The sequence below is a fragment of the Corynebacterium efficiens YS-314 genome, from assembly GCF_000011305.1.
In the GTDB taxonomy this organism is placed as follows: Bacteria; Actinomycetota; Actinomycetes; order Mycobacteriales; family Mycobacteriaceae; genus Corynebacterium; species Corynebacterium efficiens.
Genome location: NC_004369.1, coordinates 1,189,194 through 1,207,778, shown reverse-complemented (window position 1 = coordinate 1,207,778; position 18,585 = coordinate 1,189,194). Strand labels below are relative to the sequence as shown.

Annotated in this window: 18 protein-coding genes and 1 riboswitch; of the genes, 7 read left to right on the top strand and 11 right to left on the bottom strand. The window is 64.5% G+C overall.

Going from position 1 to position 18,585, the window contains the following annotated elements; translation table 11 throughout:
• Positions 1-287: 287 nt before the first annotated feature.
• Entirely contained in the window at positions 288-1,514 is a 1,227-nt protein-coding gene (locus tag CE_RS05840; protein ID WP_006769888.1) for a YkvI family membrane protein, read from the bottom strand.
• 179 nt (positions 1,515-1,693) lie between these two features.
• On the opposite strand from CE_RS05840, the gene arsC reads away from it, so the two are divergent.
• The 3 genes from arsC to CE_RS05825 all read left to right on the top strand — a co-directional run bounded on the left by arsC (position 1,694) and on the right by CE_RS05825 (position 3,423).
• Positions 1,694-2,041, top strand: coding sequence for an arsenate reductase (glutaredoxin) (gene arsC / locus CE_RS05835; RefSeq protein WP_006769889.1), 348 nt, complete (start codon positions 1,694-1,696; stop codon positions 2,039-2,041).
• Between the two features lie 77 nt (positions 2,042-2,118).
• Positions 2,119-2,979 (top strand): S1 family peptidase, encoded by an 861-nt coding sequence (locus CE_RS05830; protein WP_006769890.1) that lies wholly within the window; start codon positions 2,119-2,121, stop codon positions 2,977-2,979.
• A gap of 48 nt (positions 2,980-3,027) precedes the next feature.
• On the top strand, positions 3,028-3,423 hold the full coding sequence (locus CE_RS05825) for a DUF3592 domain-containing protein (protein ID WP_006769891.1): 396 nt from the start codon (positions 3,028-3,030) through the stop codon (positions 3,421-3,423).
• On the opposite strand, the gene CE_RS05820 is transcribed toward CE_RS05825, so the two are convergent.
• From CE_RS05820 to CE_RS05810, 3 genes are read right to left on the bottom strand one after another with little or no spacing between them, the layout of a single operon-like run.
• Positions 3,400-3,831 (bottom strand): NUDIX hydrolase, encoded by a 432-nt coding sequence (locus CE_RS05820; protein WP_006769892.1) that lies wholly within the window; start codon positions 3,829-3,831, stop codon positions 3,400-3,402. The two genes, CE_RS05825 and CE_RS05820, sit on opposite strands and share 24 nt — an antisense overlap.
• Entirely contained in the window at positions 3,824-4,195 is a 372-nt protein-coding gene (locus tag CE_RS05815) for a DUF2218 domain-containing protein (RefSeq protein WP_006769893.1), read from the bottom strand. The genes CE_RS05820 and CE_RS05815 overlap by 8 nt, the downstream gene beginning before the upstream one ends.
• Before the next feature lie 27 nt (positions 4,196-4,222).
• Positions 4,223-5,143 (bottom strand): 2-dehydropantoate 2-reductase, encoded by a 921-nt coding sequence (locus CE_RS05810; RefSeq protein WP_035109915.1) that lies wholly within the window; start codon positions 5,141-5,143, stop codon positions 4,223-4,225.
• Positions 5,144-5,236: 93 nt separating this feature from the next.
• Here CE_RS05810 and CE_RS05805 point away from each other — a divergent pair, with 93 nt between their 5' ends.
• On the top strand, positions 5,237-6,205 hold the full coding sequence (locus tag CE_RS05805) for a DUF808 domain-containing protein (RefSeq protein WP_006769895.1): 969 nt from the start codon (positions 5,237-5,239) through the stop codon (positions 6,203-6,205).
• A gap of 275 nt (positions 6,206-6,480) precedes the next feature.
• The gene (locus tag CE_RS05800) at positions 6,481-8,487 is read left to right on the top strand and encodes a hypothetical protein (protein ID WP_006769897.1); all 2,007 of its coding nucleotides are present in this window, start codon (positions 6,481-6,483) and stop codon (positions 8,485-8,487) included.
• 127 nt (positions 8,488-8,614) lie between these two features.
• Here the strand turns inward: CE_RS05800 and tpx are convergent, their stop codons facing one another.
• Complete coding sequence (gene tpx / locus CE_RS05795; RefSeq protein ID WP_006769898.1) at positions 8,615-9,112, bottom strand: thiol peroxidase; 498 nt, start codon at positions 9,110-9,112, stop codon at positions 8,615-8,617.
• Positions 9,113-9,286: 174 nt separating this feature from the next.
• Between tpx and CE_RS05790 the strand changes: the two genes are divergently transcribed.
• Positions 9,287-11,626: an ATP-binding cassette domain-containing protein gene (locus tag CE_RS05790; protein WP_006769899.1), complete on the top strand. Its 2,340-nt coding sequence runs from the start codon at positions 9,287-9,289 to the stop codon at positions 11,624-11,626.
• A 17-nt stretch (positions 11,627-11,643) separates the two neighbouring features.
• Here the strand turns inward: CE_RS05790 and CE_RS05785 are convergent, their stop codons facing one another.
• From CE_RS05785 to CE_RS05760, 6 genes are all read right to left on the bottom strand, one after another.
• Positions 11,644-12,399, bottom strand: a complete 756-nt coding sequence (locus tag CE_RS05785; protein WP_035109856.1) for a PIG-L deacetylase family protein — start codon at positions 12,397-12,399, stop codon at positions 11,644-11,646.
• A gap of 41 nt (positions 12,400-12,440) precedes the next feature.
• Entirely contained in the window at positions 12,441-13,508 is a 1,068-nt protein-coding gene (locus tag CE_RS05780; protein ID WP_173362566.1) for a calcium:proton antiporter, read from the bottom strand.
• A 71-nt stretch (positions 13,509-13,579) separates the two neighbouring features.
• Positions 13,580-14,056, bottom strand: a complete 477-nt coding sequence (locus tag CE_RS05775) for a (d)CMP kinase (RefSeq protein WP_006769902.1) — start codon at positions 14,054-14,056, stop codon at positions 13,580-13,582.
• On the bottom strand, positions 14,053-14,808 hold the full coding sequence (locus tag CE_RS05770; protein WP_006769903.1) for an energy-coupling factor transporter transmembrane component T family protein: 756 nt from the start codon (positions 14,806-14,808) through the stop codon (positions 14,053-14,055). Before CE_RS05770 ends, CE_RS05775 begins: the two co-directional genes overlap by 4 nt.
• Positions 14,805-16,175 carry an ABC transporter ATP-binding protein gene (locus CE_RS05765; protein ID WP_006769904.1) on the bottom strand — a complete coding sequence of 457 codons (1,371 nt, stop codon included), beginning with the start codon at positions 16,173-16,175 and terminating at the stop codon, positions 14,805-14,807. The genes CE_RS05770 and CE_RS05765 overlap by 4 nt, the downstream gene beginning before the upstream one ends.
• Before the next feature lie 8 nt (positions 16,176-16,183).
• On the bottom strand, positions 16,184-16,867 hold the full coding sequence (locus CE_RS05760) for an ECF transporter S component (protein ID WP_011075310.1): 684 nt from the start codon (positions 16,865-16,867) through the stop codon (positions 16,184-16,186).
• Positions 16,857-16,966: riboswitch (TPP riboswitch) on the bottom strand. It overlaps the preceding gene by 11 nt.
• A 377-nt stretch (positions 16,967-17,343) precedes the next feature.
• On the opposite strand from CE_RS05760, the gene CE_RS05755 reads away from it, so the two are divergent.
• The gene (locus CE_RS05755) at positions 17,344-18,543 is read left to right on the top strand and encodes a 4-hydroxybenzoate 3-monooxygenase (RefSeq protein ID WP_006769907.1); all 1,200 of its coding nucleotides are present in this window, start codon (positions 17,344-17,346) and stop codon (positions 18,541-18,543) included.
• Positions 18,544-18,585 lie beyond the last annotated feature (42 nt).

The window sequence follows — 18,585 nt, the reverse complement described above, 5'->3', positions numbered from 1 at the left end:
CTGGGGGCAGCGTGGACCTAGAACAGGCCGATGGTGTGGGACAGGTTGCTGGACGCTGAGGAACCAGCGTGCAGGCCATAACCGAGAATGGTGTTGATGAAGAAGATGATCTGCTCAACGATGTTCATTGTTGACCGTCCTTAGGAAATTGTTTCAAACCGACAATCTGTCGGCCGCCGTCATGGCTGTGCAACCACTGCGATCTACAGGTTAACCGCCATACAAGACTTCTAACGCTGCGACTGTCCCAAACGTTAACAAAAGGCATCATCGGATGCTGTCAGGACCTAGTCCGTCGCTGCTCCCCCGGAGCCACCCACCGCGGAGCGGATCTGGTGCTCATCCAGGTTGGACTCCGCGATCTCCCGGTCCAGGGCCGCGGCCTCCTGGCTGCTCAGACTTCCGGTATGACCGATCTGCAGGAGATCAACGATCCGCATGCGGCGTTCAGACTCACGGTAGATACGCACCCGGGCGCGCACCCACGCCACCAGCATCACCGCGATCAGCAGCAGGCCCATGTATCCCAGCACCGGGTACACATAGCCGACGAGTTCGCGGAAACCGACGAAACTGAGCACGAAGCCCACCAGCACCGCCACCACGTAGACCGGCCGGAACCGCCCGGGACTGGTGGCCGTCAGGCGTCTCCCCAGGGCGTAGAACATACCCAGGGCGGTGTTGAAGATCATTCCGTAGATCACCACCGCCATCACCTGCCCCAGGACCGGGTTGAGTTCATTGATGATGCTCAGCATCGGCACGTCATCGCCACCGATGGTCTCCACGGTCAGGAACAGGGTGACGGCGCTGACAATGAGCAGGACACCGTAGATCAGGCCACCGACCACCCCGCCGCGACCAGCCACGCGGGGATTGAACATGTTCCCGCCGATGACCACCGCCATGGACACCGCGACCATGAGGTTGAAGGAGGTGTAGTTCACCCCGGCCACAAACCAGTTCGGCAGCGTGGTGGACACCTCCCCCGAGGCACGGTTGAGCTGGTCGACGCCGGAGAAGTCACCGGAGATGACCGTGTACACGGATGCGATGGTGATGAACACGAGGATGAACGGGGTGATCGCCCCGATCACGGTGGTCACCTTGTCCACATCCAGCATGCCGGCGGCCAGCACGAGCACCACCATGATGAAGGCACCCACCCCGAGTGGCAGACCCCACTGCTGATTGAGGTTCGCCCCGGCACCGGCGAACATCACCACACCGGTGGAGAACAGGGTCAGCACCACACCGGCATCGAGAAGGCGGGAGAACACCGGATGACTGACCCGGCGGAACACCTCCCCGTGCTCACCGGCGCGGAAATAACTGCCCAGCTGCAGGATGATCAACGCCATCACGGTCATCACCACCGCGGAGATCACCGCACCCCAGAGCCCGTTGATCCCGAAGGCGACAAAGTACTGCATCACCTCCTGCCCGGAGGCGAACCCCGCCCCGATGATGATGCCCACGAACGCCAGGGCCACCTTTATGATCTGTCCGATCATCTTCCGACCACCTCCCGGTTATCTCCCACGGCTGATTCCGACCGGTTTCCCACCGCCTGATAAGTATGACGTACACCTTAGACCCGGCCGGGTGTGGCATGGGCCATGACCCCACCGGATCCATGCCCGCCCGCGCATGTTCCGCTCCACCCCATGTGCTGGACGGTAGGCTGACTGCCATGGATGTCACGATCTATCACAATCCACGCTGTTCCACCTCCCGGAAGACACTGGAGTATCTGCGCGAGGATGGTCTCAGCCCCACCATCATCGAATATCTCAAGGACACCCCCACCAAGGAGGAGCTGCGGGCACTGTTCGACCGGATGGGGATCCCGGTGCACCAGGGAATCCGCACCAAGGAGACGGAGTACACGGAACTGGGCCTGTCCGAGGACACCCCCGAGGACGAACTGCTGGATGCGGTGGTTGCCCACCCCCGCCTCCTGGAACGCCCCATCGTGGTCACCGGAAAAGGTGCGCGGATCGCCCGCCCATCGATTAATGTGATTGATGAGATTCTGTAAAATCCCCCAACTACCCACCGGATCTTTCCGGATCTTCCCGCATCTTTCCGCGATCGATTCACATTAGGCTCAGGAGCATGACAGTCATCAGAAGAGTGAGAACGGCCGTGGTGTCAGCGGCCCTGGTGGTTGCTGTCCTCCTCACGGGTGTGTCTCTCACCGCCTCTCCCGCGTATGCGATCACCGGTGGCTATCCCGTCCAGGCCGATATCCGTGGCGCCTCCCTGGTCCACCTTCAGATGGGTACCGCGGGATGCTCCGGTGTGCTGATCACCCCGGAATGGGTGCTCACCGCCCGCCACTGCATACCGGAGACGACGGTGCCCGGTAGCGCCATCGTCGGACCATCACTTCTGACAGGTCCCAAACGTGGTATTGCCGAGGTGCGCCGCCATCCCTCCGTGGACCTCGCGGTCGTTCGTCTCTCCTCACCCGTTCCCACCCCCATCGCGGGCCTGTCCGGGGCACACCAGCACCCGGGTGCTCCTGCGACGGTGACCGGCTGGGGTGGCTGGAAATCCAATCCCTACCCGGTGGCGCAACAGGCCGACACCACCATCGAGCGCCGGATCATCAACCTCCCCGGTCCTTTCCCCAGCATGATCCTGCTCGAGGCCCCCATCCGCAACGGACGCCTCCTGCCCGGTGATTCCGGTGGTGCCCTGTGGGTCAACGGGCAGGTCGCGGGCATCCTCAGTATGTCAACCTCGACCAGCACACCCGCCCAGGACGGGACGATGGGATGGTACATCCCCGTCGCGGAGCACCTGGACTGGATCGCCTACCACACCGGTGCCCCCACACCCCGGGTATCGGGTCACACCTCACCACTGGTGGATGCGCGTCAGCACCCCCCTCTGATCCCGGTTGCCCAGACCATCTCCCTCCCCATCCTCCACGAGAATTCAAGCTCACCCCTGGCGATCGGAAGCCACTGACCCCGGGATGCCACCATGCCAACCGCTGTCCCCTGAGGTGAGGACTCAATGATCCCGTTTCTCCTGGTCATCGTTCTTGTCGTGGGTGTGGTGTGTCTGGTGCTAGCGGTCCGCTCAACCCTGAGGGAACGATCGTTCCACAAGTACGCCGAACTGCATGATGCGGTGATCACCGGACACCGAAAGAATGAGGAGGGTCGCTACCTGACCCTGTACCGCATCGATATTGACGGTCGCGAGATCCACGGGGTGTTCCCCGATTCCAGCGCCGAGCCGGTCATCCGGGTCGGCGACTCAATTCCCCTGTATGTCCGCCCGGAGGATCCCACCAGCGTGATGCCGGCGGTGTCGCAGACCCAGACCACCGTGCGGTTCTTCAACTACCTCATCGGCACGGTCATGGTGGTCACGGCCGTGCCGCTACTGATGCTCGTGCTGTTCTGATGCCCGCAGGTGGGGGAACACCACATCCCTGCTCAAGGGCGCGATCTCGGGGGCACGGGAGGTAACGGGGACCCATATCGCCTCGACGATCTCATCGTGGACGGTGGGCAGACCGCTCAGTGGATCCGGCCAGACGTAGACATCACACCGGACGGTGAAACCGGGTTCATTGGCCGCCGGGGCGCGGAACAGGCCGAGGTGGTGCAGACGGTCCGCGTCGAGATCAAGGTGCAGTTCCTCAGCGATCTCACGGACCACAGCCTGAAGGCTGGTCTCTCCCGGTTCGATCTTGCCACCGGGCATCATGAACGATGAGGTGCCAGCCTTCCGGACACCGAGCACCTCACCGGCCCGGTTGCGGAACACGGCGGCGACGATGCGCAGGGTGCTTTCCTGCGTGCTAGCCAAGGGGGTCGAATACCTTGCCGTCGGTGCCGTCACCACGCCGGAAGGCCACCCGCAGGTTGTCCTTGGAACCGAAGCGCACCAGGTGGGAACCGATGACGGTTTCAAACCGGTCCGCAAGTTCCCCGGGGGCCTCGATGTGGAGGAGGAGGACCCCATCGCCCGCCACCAGGTCACAGCTGGCGCACCCATCAAAGGCGAAACGCTCATCCTCGGCATCCGGGCCCTGCCCGTTGAGGATGATGGACCCACGCCCCGCCTCGGGATCCCAGGTGGTGGTGAGTTTCTCACTGAGGTGACTCGTCAGCTGCTTGCCGTAACGGCCGGGACGGTCCGTGGACACACGTGCTGTGGAGGTAACGATCATGTGCAAAGTGTATCGCGCAAGTCGGATTTACCTATTCGCCCCCCTATTTCGGAGGGCGGTGAGGATGAGGTCATGAAGTCGGACATCCACGCCGTGCCGTTTGCCCGCGCGCACGATCGCACCGACCTGGGCGTCGAGTTCACTGTCGCCACCGGCGCTGATGTCGCGCTGCATCGAGCTTGTCGACGCCTCCGGCATCCGGTCCGCGAACATCATGGTCCGTTCCACCGCATCAGCCGGCAGTGCCACCCCCTCGGCGCGGGCCACATCCGCCACCTCCCGCATGAGGGCTTCCAGGGTGGAGCGGTAGTCCGTGCGCAGCACCCCGAGGGGCTTGTCGACGAACGCCCCCAATCCGCCGAAGGTGGTCACGAACATCGCCTTCTCCCACACATCAACCCAGATGTCGGGATGCACCCACCCCTCGATGCCCGCGGAATTCAGCGCCGCGGCGAACTCCGCAGCCAGGTCCTGCACCCCGTCCGGGACCGACTGTCCCCAGGTACCAAAGGTGTAGGACAGGGGCCCACCGCGGTATTCCACCGAGGCGGGGCCGGTGTGGATGAAAAATCCCCGCACCACACCGGGCCAGACATTCGCCGACCCCACGATCCCGACGGCCTGGTGGGGCGCCTCCACCGCGTTCTGTGTGGTGGCGACGATGGCGGTGCGGGGCAGGCCGTCGAAAAGCTCCCTCGTCGGGGTGCCACCCCCGAGCGCCTTCGTGGCCACCAGCACCACATCGGCACGGTCCAGCTCGTGCAGTGATCCCACCACCGGGACCGGTACCTCACGCGCCCCCTGTGCGTCGGTGACGTGCACTCCCCGATCCTTCACCGCCCGGAGTGTCTCACCCCGGGCGACCAGGGTGACCTGTGCACCCGATTCCCGCAGGCGCGCCCCGAAGTATCCACCCACGGCCCCAGCACCGACAATCGCGATATCCATGAGGAACATTGTGCCTCATATGGTCTACTGCCGTGGACAGGCATACACTTGTGAAATTCCAACTCCCCCGATCAGTTGAGGACGGTAAAGGTTATGGCAGGTGGACTTGCAGCACTGCTCGATGATGTGGCCGCTATCGCCAGGGCCGCCGCCGCGAGCGTCGACGACGTGGCCGGCCTGGCTGGTAAGACCAGCGTGAAGGCTGCCGGTGTGGTGGTGGACGACGCAGCCGTCACACCCCAGTATGTGGACGGGGTCAAACCCGCCCGGGAGCTTCCCATGATCTGGCGGATCGCCAAGGGCTCGCTGGTGAACAAGATCATCATCATCCTCCCGATCGCCCTGTTGTTGTCATCCTTTGCCCCGTGGGCACTCACACCGATCCTCATGCTGGGTGGCACCTACCTGTGTTTCGAGGGGGCTGAGAAGATCTGGCATTCAATCCACACGAGAATGCACCACGAGGACAAGCCGATGGTCCCGAAGTCCCAGGCCGGGCCGAAATCAGAGGATGCCCTGGTTAAGGGTGCGATCACGACCGATCTCATCCTCTCCGCGGAGATCATGGTCATCTCACTCAATGAGATCACCGCAGAAACCATCTGGATGCAGGCCGCCACCCTGTTCGTCGTGGGTGTCGGCATCACCGCTCTCGTCTACGGCGTGGTCGCCCTGCTGGTGAAGATGGATGACATGGGTCTGGCCGTGGCCACCCGGGAGGGTGCCTCCGCCGGTGCGGTGCGCTTCGGCCGTGGTCTGGTCAAGGCGATGCCGATCATCCTGCAGATCATCAGTGTCATCGGTGTGTTCGCCATGTTGTGGGTCGGTGGGCACATCATGGTGGTCGGCCTGGACGAGCTCGGCTGGCACCTGCCCTACGGGCTGGTTCACGGACTCGAGGAATTCGCGGCTGGGGCAGCCGGCGGGTTTGCGGGCTGGCTCGGCAACACCGTGGGATCGCTGGCCTTCGGCGCGGTGTGGGGTGCGCTCGTGGTCATCATCGTCACCGCGGTGGGCAAGATGATCAACCGTTCCCGGGGTGAGAAGATGGCCCTTGCATAAGGGTCCTGGGGGATCCGCCCGCCGGTGAATTATATTCTCAGAAAAATCAGGAAAAACCTGCTGTTCATCTTTACTGATAAAATCCAACTGATACCAGGCTGAGGGAAATTTACTCTAGGATTTTCCGTATTATCATGAGCGTGTATTAAACCCAGTGGTTACCCAGGGCAGGACTAAGGGTTCCGGCCCCTCCGGATGATGAACCACACTGCCATCCCCACCGCTTCATAGCCGCATCATCCAGCTGAAAAGTTAAGAGAGGAGCCCACTGCACCGTGCCCAACACAGTCAGAACACCGTCACCGGATTTCATCATCGACAGCGCCCGGGACCGTTACTACAGGCTCCTCATCTCCGACCACCCGGATGTCCTGCCCTTCATCCGTGACATCCCGCTGGACAACATCAGTAGCACGGCGATACAGACACTGGCGGATCCGACCGTACCCCGGACCGTGGTGGAATCCCTGCTGATCCCCACCAATGGTGGAGACACCGTCTCCGTGGTGGTCGGTACCACGGTGGTGGGCACCCTGCCCGACCCCTCGGTGGTATCCGATTCTCAGATCGCCCGCGTCTACGCCTCCGGTCTCATCCCCACCTGCAAACTGGTGCTCACCCCTGCGCAGCATCCCGCGGCCCACATATCACTGTACAAATCCGATGGTGGCGTCCCCTTCAACAACCCACCCGCCAAACCCTGGGCCCTGCTTCCCGATGGATCGATGTGGCGGGTCGAACCAACCCGACACTCCCCCTTCAGGAACATCCGGGACGAAAGCCGGGTACTGGTGGAGCTACGTGCGGTGGATGAGATCATCTTCGTGTACCTCGATGGTAGGGAATGCGGCATCCTGGACGTCGACGCTGCCGACGCCCTCCGTGGGGCGGTCCAGACCGCGGTGAAGGACGGATTCATCCCCATCGCCCGCGGGTGTGTTGAACGCAGGGACGATGACACCATCTCCCTCCACATCAATGCCCTGGCTTTTCCCCTCTGGCGCAGGGAGGATTTCCGTCTGCGGCATAACCCGATGGAACTACTGGTGCCCCACCAGCGCAACCCGGGACTCTACCGCGCGGGATTACTCCAGTTCATCCGAAGTCATGAGCGTGTCCTGCCCGCCACCCCGGCCCGCACTCACACCGTGGTGACAGGTTTGCGCCGGTACGCACCGCTGGTACTGATCCTCCTGGGCATCCTCAGTTTCATCCTCACCCTCTCAGCGGACCTCAGTGCCCAGGGTGTGGTGGGACTGCTGGGTATCAGCGTGGTTCTCGCCGCGCTGGGCCTGTGGGTCCTGGGATGTAGGCAGTATGACGACACCAGGCGGAAACAACCACGCCGGTGGGAGGTGACGCTGCCCCTCGCGCTGAGTGTATTGATCCCCTCGGTCACTTTCGCCTCAATCGGTGTCTTCCACGACACGCGCCCCACACAGAACTCAACCATCACTGCCCAGAGCACCACCCTGCTGCCCTTCCCCCCAACACAGGATCTCCTGTCCACCCTCGCGGACGGACACCCCGACGATCCCACCGCGACGGTGGTCACCCGCGCACCGGGTGGTACCAGCTCCCCTCCCCGTCCACAAAGCCCGCCGCAGGACAGGCAGAACGCCCCCTCGTCTGTTTCCCCACTCCTGTCGCCGCCGATGCCGTGGGAGGAACCGGGGGCGGCTCCCGGGGAGTCCTCCCCCGGGGTCCCGGACGCATCAGCTCCACTGATCTGGGCTGAGGGGGCCGATAACATCTCACCAGGCAGTGGTCGACCATCGCCGTCGAACCCGGATAGTAACCCTCCACCGGCAGTCACCGCCCCCACACCCCCGGCCCCCCTCGTGCCCAGGAACCCGGTGCTTCCGGATCCCGTCATCATCACCCCACCCGTGCCGGATGCTCCCGAATTACCCAATCGGGTGTTCCTGCCCGGTCCCATCCGCACACCGGACTTTGAGGTTCCCGTCTGGCCGGAGGACCCACCCACCGCGGATCCCCCTCCCACACCGACTTCCCAGGAACCGATAGACACACAGGATGTGCAGAACCCGCAGGACCGCAAGGGAATCGATCTCCCAGCGCCGGGTGCCAGTCCGGAAACAACCCCATCGTCGGTTCCTGCCACCGCTGATCAGACTGCTGACCCGGCAGCTGATCCCACCGCAACCACCACCTCGGTCCCCGAGGCTCCTCCTGCGGAGCAACCCGCACGGGAGGCGGTGTCGCTCACTACCCTGACCGGGGAGCAGCCACCGGTGGCGACGGACAGTATGCAGCCGTGAGTGTCACCTGAACACAGTTTCCTGAACACGGTTGAGGGCCTGACCCCGGCAGCCGGTACCCGATCGGGTACCGGCCACCTGGAGTCAGGCCCTGTGTAAGGAATCAGTCAGGTGGTTGAACGCTGGTTTAACCCAGCGCCTTGATGGCGGAGGCGTAGTCCGGTTCGGTCTTGATCTCATCAACCAGCTGGGTGTAGATGACCTTGCCGTCCTCATCTGCAACGATGACGCTGCGGGCCAGCAGACCCTTGAGGGGGGAGCCTTCCAGCACCACGCCATAATCCTCACCGAAGGTGGAGCGGAATGCGGAGGCGGCGGTGACATTGTCCAGGCCCTCGGCACCGCAGAAGCGTCCGAGGGCGAAGGGCAGGTCCTTGGATACACACAGCACGGTGGTGTTGTCCAGACCTGCTGCCTCGGCGTTGAACCTGCGCACGGACTCCGCGCACAGTCCGGTGTCCACCGAGGGGAAGATGTTGAGAACGAGTTTCTTGCCCTTGAGATCAGACAGGGACACCTCGCCGAGGTTGGTGTCGACGACGGTGAAGTCGGGAAGGGTGTCGCCCACCGCCGGGAGTTCGCCGGAGGTGGGGGTGTCAGTACCATCAAAATGAGTCGTAGCCATGCCACCATCGTAGGCAGACCACGCCCCCGGGGTGCCACCAACCCCGCACCAGTACCCTCCACCTCCTGTTTCTCACGGTCCACCTGCGGTTTAGGTTCCACCCGGGACTGCCCCCGCACCCCACCCGATCTGCCCGCCCTCAAGTCCCGGTGGGTTTTCTATACAATCTGCCCCATGCAGATGGCTGATTCCCATGACATGATCCGGGTGCACGGGGCCCATGAGAACAACCTGAAGAATATCTCCCTGGCCATCCCGAAACGCCGGGTGACGGTGTTCACGGGTGTGTCGGGGTCAGGTAAATCCTCCCTGGTCTTCGGCACCATCGCCGCGGAATCACAGCGCCTGATCAATGAGACCTACAGTGCCTTCGTGCAGGGTTTCATGCCTGTGGCCGCGCGTCCTGATGTGGATCTCCTGGAGGGACTGACCACCGCCATCGTTGTCGGCCAGGAATCGATGGGGGCCAATCCGCGGTCCACGGTTGGAACGGCCACGGATGCCACGGCCATGCTGCGGATCCTCTTCTCCCGGCTGGCGGAACCCGCTGCCGGCGGTCCCGGGGCGTATTCCTTCAATGTGCCCTCCATCAGCGCATCGGGTGGGGTCAGCAGGGCCGGGGGCAAGAGGGAGAAGGTGGAGTTCACCCGCACCGGTGGCATGTGCCCACGGTGCGAGGGAATGGGGCGGGTCTCTGAGATCGACCGGGCACAGTTGGTGGATGAGTCCCTCTCCCTCAATGACGGTGCCCTGCTGATCCCCGGGTACAAGGTCGGCTCCTGGAGCATGCGCGGTTATGCCGAATCCGGCCTGTACCCGGCAGATATCCCGGTCGCGGAGTTCACCGACGAACAACGTCATGCCCTGTACCACCAGGAACCGATGAAGATTAAATTCAACGGCATCAATGTCACCTATGAGGGATTGATCCCCAAGATCACCAAATCCATGTTGTCCAAGGATCGTTCCGGGATGCAGAAGCACATCGGTGAATTCGTGGACCGGGCGGTGACCTTCATAGCCTGCCCGGACTGCGGGGGAACACGCCTGGCCCGGCATGCTCTGGAATCCCGGATCAACGGGAAGAACATCGCGGATCTGTGTTCCATGGAGGTCCGTGATCTGGCGCGGTGGATCGATGGTGTGGACGCCCGGTCGGTGGCACCGCTGATGCGCGGGTTGTCCCAGACGTTGGAGAATTTCGTGGCCATCGGACTGGGCTACCTGCAGCTGGACCGCCCGGTGGCCACCCTGTCCGGCGGGGAGGCGCAGCGCACCAGGATGGTGCGTCATCTGGGTTCTCCCCTGACGGATGTCACGTATGTCTTTGATGAACCCACCGCGGGGCTGCACGCCCACGACATTGAACGGTTGAACCGGCTCCTTCTGGATCTGCGGGACAAGGGCAACACCGTGCTTGTGGTTGAACACAAACCGGAGACCATCGCCATCGCCGATCATGTCGTGGATCTGGGTCCCGGGGCGGGTGGTGCGGGAGGCGAGATCCAGTTCGAGGGCACCGTCGCCGAATTGGAGGCATCCGATACCGTCACCGGGCGTCACTTCCACGACCGGGCAGAGTTGAAGACGTCGGCACGCTCCGCCGCAGGCCACCTGCCGATCCGCGGGGCGAACCGGAACAACCTGCGTGATGTGGATGTGGATATCCCGCTCGGGGTGCTCACGGTGATCAGTGGTGTCGCGGGCTCCGGCAAGTCCTCCCTGGTTCATGCCATCCCCCGGGATGAGTCCCTGGTGTCGGTGGACCAGACGTCGATCCAGGGGTCAACCCGTTCCAATCCCGCCACCTACACCGGCATGCTGGATTCGATCAGGAAGGCCTTCGCGAAGGTCAATGGGGTGAAGCCGGCATTGTTCTCGGCGAACTCGGGGGGTGCTTGCCCGAACTGCCACGGCACCGGTGTGGTCACCGTGGATCTGGGCATGGTGGCCGGGGTGTCCTCCCCCTGTGAGGTGTGTGAGGGACGGCGGTTTGATGAGGCGGTGCTGGATCATCACCTCGGTGGGAGGAATATCGCCGAGGTGCTGGCCATGCCCGCGGTGGAGGCCCTGGAGTTCTTCAGTGCACCGGAGTCGAAGATGCCGGCCGCGGTGACGATTCTGCGACGCCTCGTGGCGGTGGGTCTGGGGTATCTCACCCTGGGGCAGCCACTGTCCACGTTGTCCGGTGGTGAACGCCAACGCCTGAAGCTGGGCACCCACCTGGCGGATAAGGCCACCACCTTCATCCTGGATGAGCCCACCACGGGTCTGCACCTGGCGGATGTGCGGACCCTGCTCAGTCTCTTTGATTCCCTGGTGGATGCGGGAAAGACGGTGATCGTCGTGGAGCATCACCTGGCGGTGCTCGCCCATGCGGATCACATCATCGAGGTCGGTCCCGGCGCGGGTTCCGATGGTGGCCAGATCGTCTTCGAGGGCACCCCGGCGGAACTGACCGGTTCGGGCACCCTGACCGGCGGTTATCTGAAGAACTACCTGACCGGTCCCTGAGCGCCCGGGGTTTTCTCCTACACGTCGAAGACCCGGAAGGTCACCGCGCACTCCAGATTCTCATCCCCCACCAGCCCGGCGCCCTCACGCAGCATCCCCGGGATGAACTCATGGGGGACGGGATGGTCCGGCAGGGCCTTGAGGTATTCATCGTGCTCGCACAGGGACGCCACCCCGGCCTCAACCGATTCGTGGGAGACACCGACATAGTGGGTGGGATTGGGAACCCCGGCGACGAGAAGCTTCGAGGTGCTCCAGGGTTCCAGCCCCTCCTCATCCAGGAGCTCGCGTTGCGCCCACGGGTTGGCGGCATCACGGGTGGCATCGATGGTGGCCAGCCCCGCCACCCGGTGGTCGGCCTGGTTGAGTCCGCCGTAGGCCTCGACATCGAAGTTGGTGAGGACGACCACGTCGGGACGACGGCGACGGATCTCCCGGGCGATGTCCCGGCGCAGGTCGAGGGTGTAGACCAGCATCGAATCGGGGTGGTCGAGGATGACCAGGTCGGTCACGCCCACGCAGTGACATGCCCGGCGCTGCTCCTCGGCGCGCAGGGGGCCGACCTCGGCCGGGTCCCTCCCCTGGATCCCGGCCTCCCCATGGGTGAGCAGCAGGTAGGACACCTCCACCCCGGCGGTGGTCCATTCATGCACCGCCGCGGATAACCCGTACTCCGGGTCATCCGGGTGTGCCACCACAACGAGCACCCGTTTCCAGGAGCTCCAATCAAGGTTCTGAACAGGTTCTGCAGTTGGAGAAGTCGGTGTCGTCATGCGGCCCAGGCTACCCCAGGACCCACGCCGACATTCCGCTCTCAACCCAGCAGCGCCAGCAGGTACACCCCGAATATCATCAGCAGCACCGCACCGTGGATGGCGGTGATCCGACGGGCGGTGAAGATGATGCCCGTCACGGCGATGGTGGTCCCGAGGATCAGCAGGTTGGCGGGGCCCTCGGCGAGGATCACCGTCTGGTTGGTGACAGCACCGATGATCAGCACCGCCGGGATGGTCAGCCCGAGGGTGGATACCAGGGCGCCGTGGGCGAGGTTGATCACGCGCTGGGTCTCAGCGCCCCAGGCGGCGCGGACGGTGGTGAGTGTCTCCGGGGTGAACACGATCATGGCGATCACCAGTCCCGCCAGCGCCGCCGGGGCCCCGAAATCGGCGAGGACGGTGTCCATCAGTCCGGCCATGTCATGGGAGAGCCAGACGATCGGCAGGACGGTGACCACGAGCACCACAGCACGGAAGAACACCTCACCGCGGAAGGCCGGCCCGGTGGGTGGCACCGCGGCGGAATCCTGGAAGTCACCGGCCCGGGTGCCGGTCTGCTGTCTGAGGAAGAACCCGTAGAGCGCAATGGTGGCCACCGCCACGGGCACCGCGTGCGCGGGCTGGTACTGCCCTGCCACGCCGATCACCGCCGGCACGGCGAAGGCCAGCACCGACAGCATGAGGATCATCACCAGGTAGGTCTGGGCCCCGGTTCCGTTGTGTGACAACGCGCCGTGGCGCAGGCCCCCGGCGAGGAAGGACACGCCCACCACCAGCGCCATGATGATCATGGACACCGACATGACCGAATCCCGGGCGATGGTGGTGGACTCCCCCGGCCCCAGCATCACCGCGACGATGAGGATGACCTCGATGGTCACGATGGACAGGGTCAACACCAGGGAGCCGTAGGGGTCGCCGAGGATCACCGCCAGGCGTTCCGCCTGTTTCACCACCCCGAAGGAACTGAACAGGATCACCGCGATGATGATGGTGAGCAGCAGCAGGGGCGGGCCCGGCACGGTGAGGAGGAGAAACAGCGCAACAGCCACCCAGCCGGTGATGATGCGCGCATAATCGATGACATCCAGACGCGTGGACGGCATGGTGAACATCCTTGTGAAAGCTCAGGCGGGGCCGTCCCCATCCGGTACCCGATGCGCGGGTCGTCCCGCGATCACGACCACCCTAGCACGTGGTCAACGGGCACATCCCCGGGCCCGGTGAAGTGTTCGCGCTCCTGGGCGGCCCACATCTCCCACCAGGGTGCGTAATCCGGGTCGCGCGTCAGTGCGCGCTCCCGGCGGAGGTCCTCCGGTCCGGTCAACCGCACGGTGATCACGGTCCCCAACGTTGCAGCGGTGCTTATCGACGCCTCCGTCACCGCCCCACATCCCTCGATGATCAGACTCGCGCGCGGACGGATGTCCACCCACCCGGCCCGGCGGTTCTGTTCCCAGTCCCATCGCCAGAAACCGGGTCGGGTGGGGTGCAGTACATCGTCGACCACCATGCGGCTGGCCTCGGCAAGCCCCGACCAGCCGGGGTAGAAATCCTCCAGGTGGACCAGCTGGAAACCGGTCTCGGTGGCCAGCTGTCTGGCCAGGGTGGTCTTGCCGGAGCCGGACTGTCCGTCGATGAGGATGATGATCATGTTCCCAGGAACCTGAAGTAACCGGTCTGGATGGACACGGTGATCGCGGTGATGGAGATGAGCAGGCAGATGAGGATCACGGTGGCGTCGACAAGCCCCACTGTGGACGCGCGCGCCCACGTGCGGTCGGGACGGCGACCGAACCCGCGGGCCTCCATCGCGGTGGCCAGTTTGGCTCCGCGTCTCAGGGAGAGCACCAGCAGCCCGAAGGCCATGGTGACAAAGTGACGGATCCGGCCCTGATCGGCGATACCCCGGGCGCGGCGGGAGCGCGACATGGAGGACCAGTCATCGCGGAACAGCGACACCAGGCGTCCCCCGGCGACGGCACCGATGACAAACCGCTCCGGCAGGCGTGCCACCTGGGCGAGGCCATCGCCCAGATCCGTGGGGTCCAGCCGGGAGATGAGCACCACCACCGGCAGACCGACCGCCAGCACACGCACACCGATGGCCAGGGCCAGCGACAGTGAATTATCCGTGACCTGGGCCAGGAGGAAACTGAAGTACACCTCCCCCTCGGGCCGACCGTAGAGCGCCATGGACACCGACGCTATCGGCGCGATGACCAGCAGGGGCCAGCCCCGCCGGAACAATTGCCTCCAACTGACCCCCACCAGTGGGGACAGGGCGATGGTGGCGGCCAGCGCGATGGCCGCGGAGACCACGTCCACGCTGATCAGCAGCGGGGTGGTCAGGGCGATGACCGCCAGGATGCGGGTGACGGGGTTGATATCCCTGATGAGATTCACCGGTTGCCCACCTCCACGTGATGATCACCCAGGGCTGCGATGAAATCCGGGTCGTGGGTGACGGAGACGATGGTGGTGCCGGAATCGGCGAGATCCCGCAGCATCCACACCAGCTCCCGGAAGGTCACCGGATCCTGACCGAAGGTCGGTTCATCCAGGATGAGCAGAGCCGGGGCCGCCACCAGCGCGGTGGCCACCGACAGGCGGCGTTTCTCCCCACCGGAGAGGGTGAAGGGGTTGGCATGCTCGAGGTGGCGCAGACGCAACCGGTCCAGCAGCTCCTCGATGCGGTGCGCGCTGGCCTGGTCCACGGTGCCGCGGCGTCTGCCCGACATGACCTTGGGCCCGACCTCGATCTCCTCGCGCACGGTGCGGGCAACGAACTGGTGCTCCGGATCCTGGAACACCGTGCCGATGCGGCGCGCGAGATCCGCCGAACGCCACTGGTGGGGCTGTCTGTCGAGGCCACGCCGGAGGGTGTCGGCCAGATCCAGGTGCCCCGAGCGGGGTGGGATGAGCCCGCCGATGGTCAGCGCCAGGGTGGTCTTGCCGGAACCGTTCGCACCGGTGATCACGGTGGAGGCACCCTCCGGGATGTGGAAGGAACGGGGCGGTCCCCACTGCGCGAGCAGGTGATCGGCGGAGACCAGGGCGGTCGTCCCGGCCTCCCGGCGGGTGGGCAGACCGGTGGGTGAGACCAGGTCATCGGCGTGGATCCCCCGGACCCCGTCTGCCTCGAGGCGGAGGATACGGTCCACAGTCCCCGACCACAGCTGGTGGCGGTGCTCCACAACGATGAGGGTGGCGCCGGTGGCGTCCACCACACGGTTGACGGCCTCAACCACCTCGCGCTGGCCGGCCGGATCGAGGTTGGCGGTGGGTTCATCCAGCAGGATGAGCCGGGCACCCATCGCGATGACCCCGGCCAGCGCCAGGCGTTGTTTCTGCCCACCCGAGAGATGCCGGGTGGGATGTGTCAGGGGCAGGTCGAGACCGACCATATCCAAAGCCTGCTCCACCCGCGGCCAGATCTCCTCCCGCGGGATGCCGAGGTTCTCGCAGCCGAAGGCGACATCATCACCGACCCGGGAGGCGATGACCTGGGAGTCTGGGTCCTGGAGGACGAGGCCGGTGGCGGAGGCGTCGACAAGCAGGGAACCGTACGTCTGCCCTTCCGTGTCATCACCGAGCACGCCGGCCAACGCGGCGAGCAGGGTTGATTTGCCCGAACCGGAATCACCGGTGAGCAGCACCCGCTCCCCCGGCGCGATATCAAGAGTGATGTTGCTGAAGGCGGGTTTCTTCCGCGAGGCGTGACGGTAGCCGAAATCCCGGACCGTCACCCGGGTACCCATGGTGGTGGTCATGGGTGTGTTCAGACCTCCCTGCGCAGTTCACGGCCGGCGGCGAACCGGTCCAGCGCACCCGTTTTCGCCAGGGCGCGGACCAGGTAGAAGCTGACCACGCCGGCCAGCAGCGCACCGGAGATCATCAGGCAGCTGAAGTAGATGATGTTGAAGGCCAGGGACATCGCGAAGTAGGCGCTGAGGAAAGCCTCCAGGATGTAGGCGCCGACACCGGCACCCATCCCGGCGAGGATGGCCACCGTCAGGGTGAAACGCCGGTACAGAAACAGCGCGAAGACCAGTTCCGCGCCGAGTCCCTGGGCGATCCCGGAGTACAGGGTCTCAATGCCCCACTGCGAGGCCAGGGCCGCGGACACCGAGGCGGCGATGACCTCGACGAACAGCGCGGCGCCGGGTTTGCGGATGATGAGCCCACCGAGCACACCGCCGAGCAGCCAGATGCCGACGGCCAGACCGCCCAGGCCCGGGGTCAGCGCGTCGAAGGCGGTGAACCAGGCATATCCGATGGAATTCCACACCACGAAGATCAGCCCGCAGGCCACGCCCAGGACCGCGGCGATGACGATGTCGATCACGCGCCAGGTGTGTCGGGTCTGTGGGGTGGGGCCGGTGGTGACACCGGTTCCCCCGGGCGCACCGGTCTCCCCTGGCTCACCGGTCTCCCCGGTTGATGGCAGACGTGTATCAGTCATGTTTCCTCCCTATCGCCGGCATTACCCGGATCAGGTTCAACGGTTGTGGCTGTGCCACCTCTCAGCCCGGACTTTCACCGGACACCCGTGCAATATCGAATTAGTGCTCCTACATACTAGTCCACGGACCTGGGGAGTTGTCCAATACCGCCTGGGCGGGCTGGTGGGCACGCATGTCGACGTGACACATCGCCCCCAACACCCCTCATCGACACCCCTAGCTACACCCTTGGCCATGGTTACGCCAGGTCAATTGCGCAGGCCGGGCCCGATCCCCCACCCTCACCCCCGTTCACTCTGCGAACATGCGGCCGGGATATTGCTATCACCTCTGCCATTGCCTACTTTGAGACCCATATCACTAACCACATCTGGGGGCCATCGGGCACACATCGCCCCGCACACCCGGGGGCGGGGATCCCCGCCGGACCCCACCCGACAGCCCATACCCCACAGCCCACCTGAAGGAGCCTTTCATGAACCACGTACCAGTAGCCATCATCGGTGCGGGTCCGGCAGGACTGACCCTGGCCCACCTCCTGCACCTGCAGGGCATCGAATCCGTCGTGTTTGAAAGCCGCTCCCGGCAGGATGTCGAGGAGACCGTGCGTGCCGGCATCCTCGAGCAGGGCACCCTGAACCTCATGCGGGAAACCGGTGTGGGCGAGCGCATGGAACGCGAGGCCGATCACGATGAGGCCATCGACATCGCCATCAACAACGAGAACATCCGCATCCCGCTGACGGAGCTGACCGGCCACAAGGTGGCCATCTACCCGCAGCATGAATACCTCAAGGATTTCATCGCCAAGCGCATCGAGGACGGCGGTGAGCTCCTGTTCGAGACCACCGTGGACTCCGTGGAGAACTTCGAGGGTGACGCACAGGAGAACAAGGCCACAATCACCTACACCGGTGTTGATGGCACCACCCGGCAGCTCACCGCGGACTATGTCGTGGCCGCCGACGGCTCCAACTCCCCCTACCGCAAGATCATCACCGATGATGGTGGCATCCGTGCCCGCCACGAGTACCCCTACGCCTGGTTCGGCATCCTCGTCGAAGCGCCCAAGACACAGAAGGAACTCATCTACGCCACCCACCCCGAGGGTTTCGCACTGATCTCCACCCGCACCGACACCGTCCAGCGCTACTACCTCCAGTGCGATCCCAATGACACCCCGGAGATGTGGTCGGATGACCGCATCTGGGAGCAGCTCCACCTGCGTGCCGACTCCCCCGGCATCACCGTCTCCGAGGGAAAGATCTTCGACAAGGCCGTGCTGCGCTTCCGCTCCGCTGTGACCGAGCCGATGCAGAAGGGACGCCTGTTCATCGCCGGCGATGCCGCCCACACCGTCCCACCCACCGGCGCCAAGGGCCTCAACCTCGCCGTGGCGGATGTCTCCGTGCTCGCACCGGGACTCACCCGCGCAATCAAGCGCAACGACACCGGGCTTCTCGACGACTACACCCGCCTCACCGTCCCCCGCATCTGGAAGGCGCAGCACTTCTCCTACTGGATGAGCTCCATGCTGCACGCCGTTCCGGGTGAGGACCACTTCGCCACCCAGCGTCGCTTCGCCGAGCTCCGCTCCGTCCTCGAATCCGAGGCCGGTCAGCGCTACCTGGCCGAGCAGTACGTGGGCCGCGATCTGCCCCGCTTCGACTACTGACACCCACCCACCTCCCATCCCTTCCTATCTCTTAAGAGGACC

Coding starts and splice junctions, on each gene's coding strand:
- CE_RS05775 (WP_006769902.1), bottom strand. CDS start 14,056: ATGATCATCATCCTCATCGACGGACAGTCCGGCTCCGGCAAGACCACC.
- CE_RS05825 (WP_006769891.1), top strand. CDS start 3,028: ATGATCCCGTTTCTCCTGGTCATCGTTCTTGTCGTGGGTGTGGTGTGT.
- CE_RS05755 (WP_006769907.1), top strand. CDS start 17,344: ATGAACCACGTACCAGTAGCCATCATCGGTGCGGGTCCGGCAGGACTG.
- tpx (WP_006769898.1), bottom strand. CDS start 9,112: ATGGCTACGACTCATTTTGATGGTACTGACACCCCCACCTCCGGCGAA.
- CE_RS05840 (WP_006769888.1), bottom strand. CDS start 1,514: ATGATCGGACAGATCATAAAGGTGGCCCTGGCGTTCGTGGGCATCATC.
- CE_RS05830 (WP_006769890.1), top strand. CDS start 2,119: ATGACAGTCATCAGAAGAGTGAGAACGGCCGTGGTGTCAGCGGCCCTG.
- CE_RS05780 (WP_173362566.1), bottom strand. CDS start 13,508: ATGCCGTCCACGCGTCTGGATGTCATCGATTATGCGCGCATCATCACC.
- CE_RS05790 (WP_006769899.1), top strand. CDS start 9,287: ATGCAGATGGCTGATTCCCATGACATGATCCGGGTGCACGGGGCCCAT.
- CE_RS05810 (WP_035109915.1), bottom strand. CDS start 5,143: ATGGATATCGCGATTGTCGGTGCTGGGGCCGTGGGTGGATACTTCGGG.
- CE_RS05765 (WP_006769904.1), bottom strand. CDS start 16,175: ATGACCACCACCATGGGTACCCGGGTGACGGTCCGGGATTTCGGCTAC.
- CE_RS05815 (WP_006769893.1), bottom strand. CDS start 4,195: ATGATCGTTACCTCCACAGCACGTGTGTCCACGGACCGTCCCGGCCGT.
- CE_RS05760 (WP_011075310.1), bottom strand. CDS start 16,867: ATGACTGATACACGTCTGCCATCAACCGGGGAGACCGGTGAGCCAGGG.
- arsC (WP_006769889.1), top strand. CDS start 1,694: ATGGATGTCACGATCTATCACAATCCACGCTGTTCCACCTCCCGGAAG.
- CE_RS05785 (WP_035109856.1), bottom strand. CDS start 12,399: ATGACGACACCGACTTCTCCAACTGCAGAACCTGTTCAGAACCTTGAT.
- CE_RS05805 (WP_006769895.1), top strand. CDS start 5,237: ATGGCAGGTGGACTTGCAGCACTGCTCGATGATGTGGCCGCTATCGCC.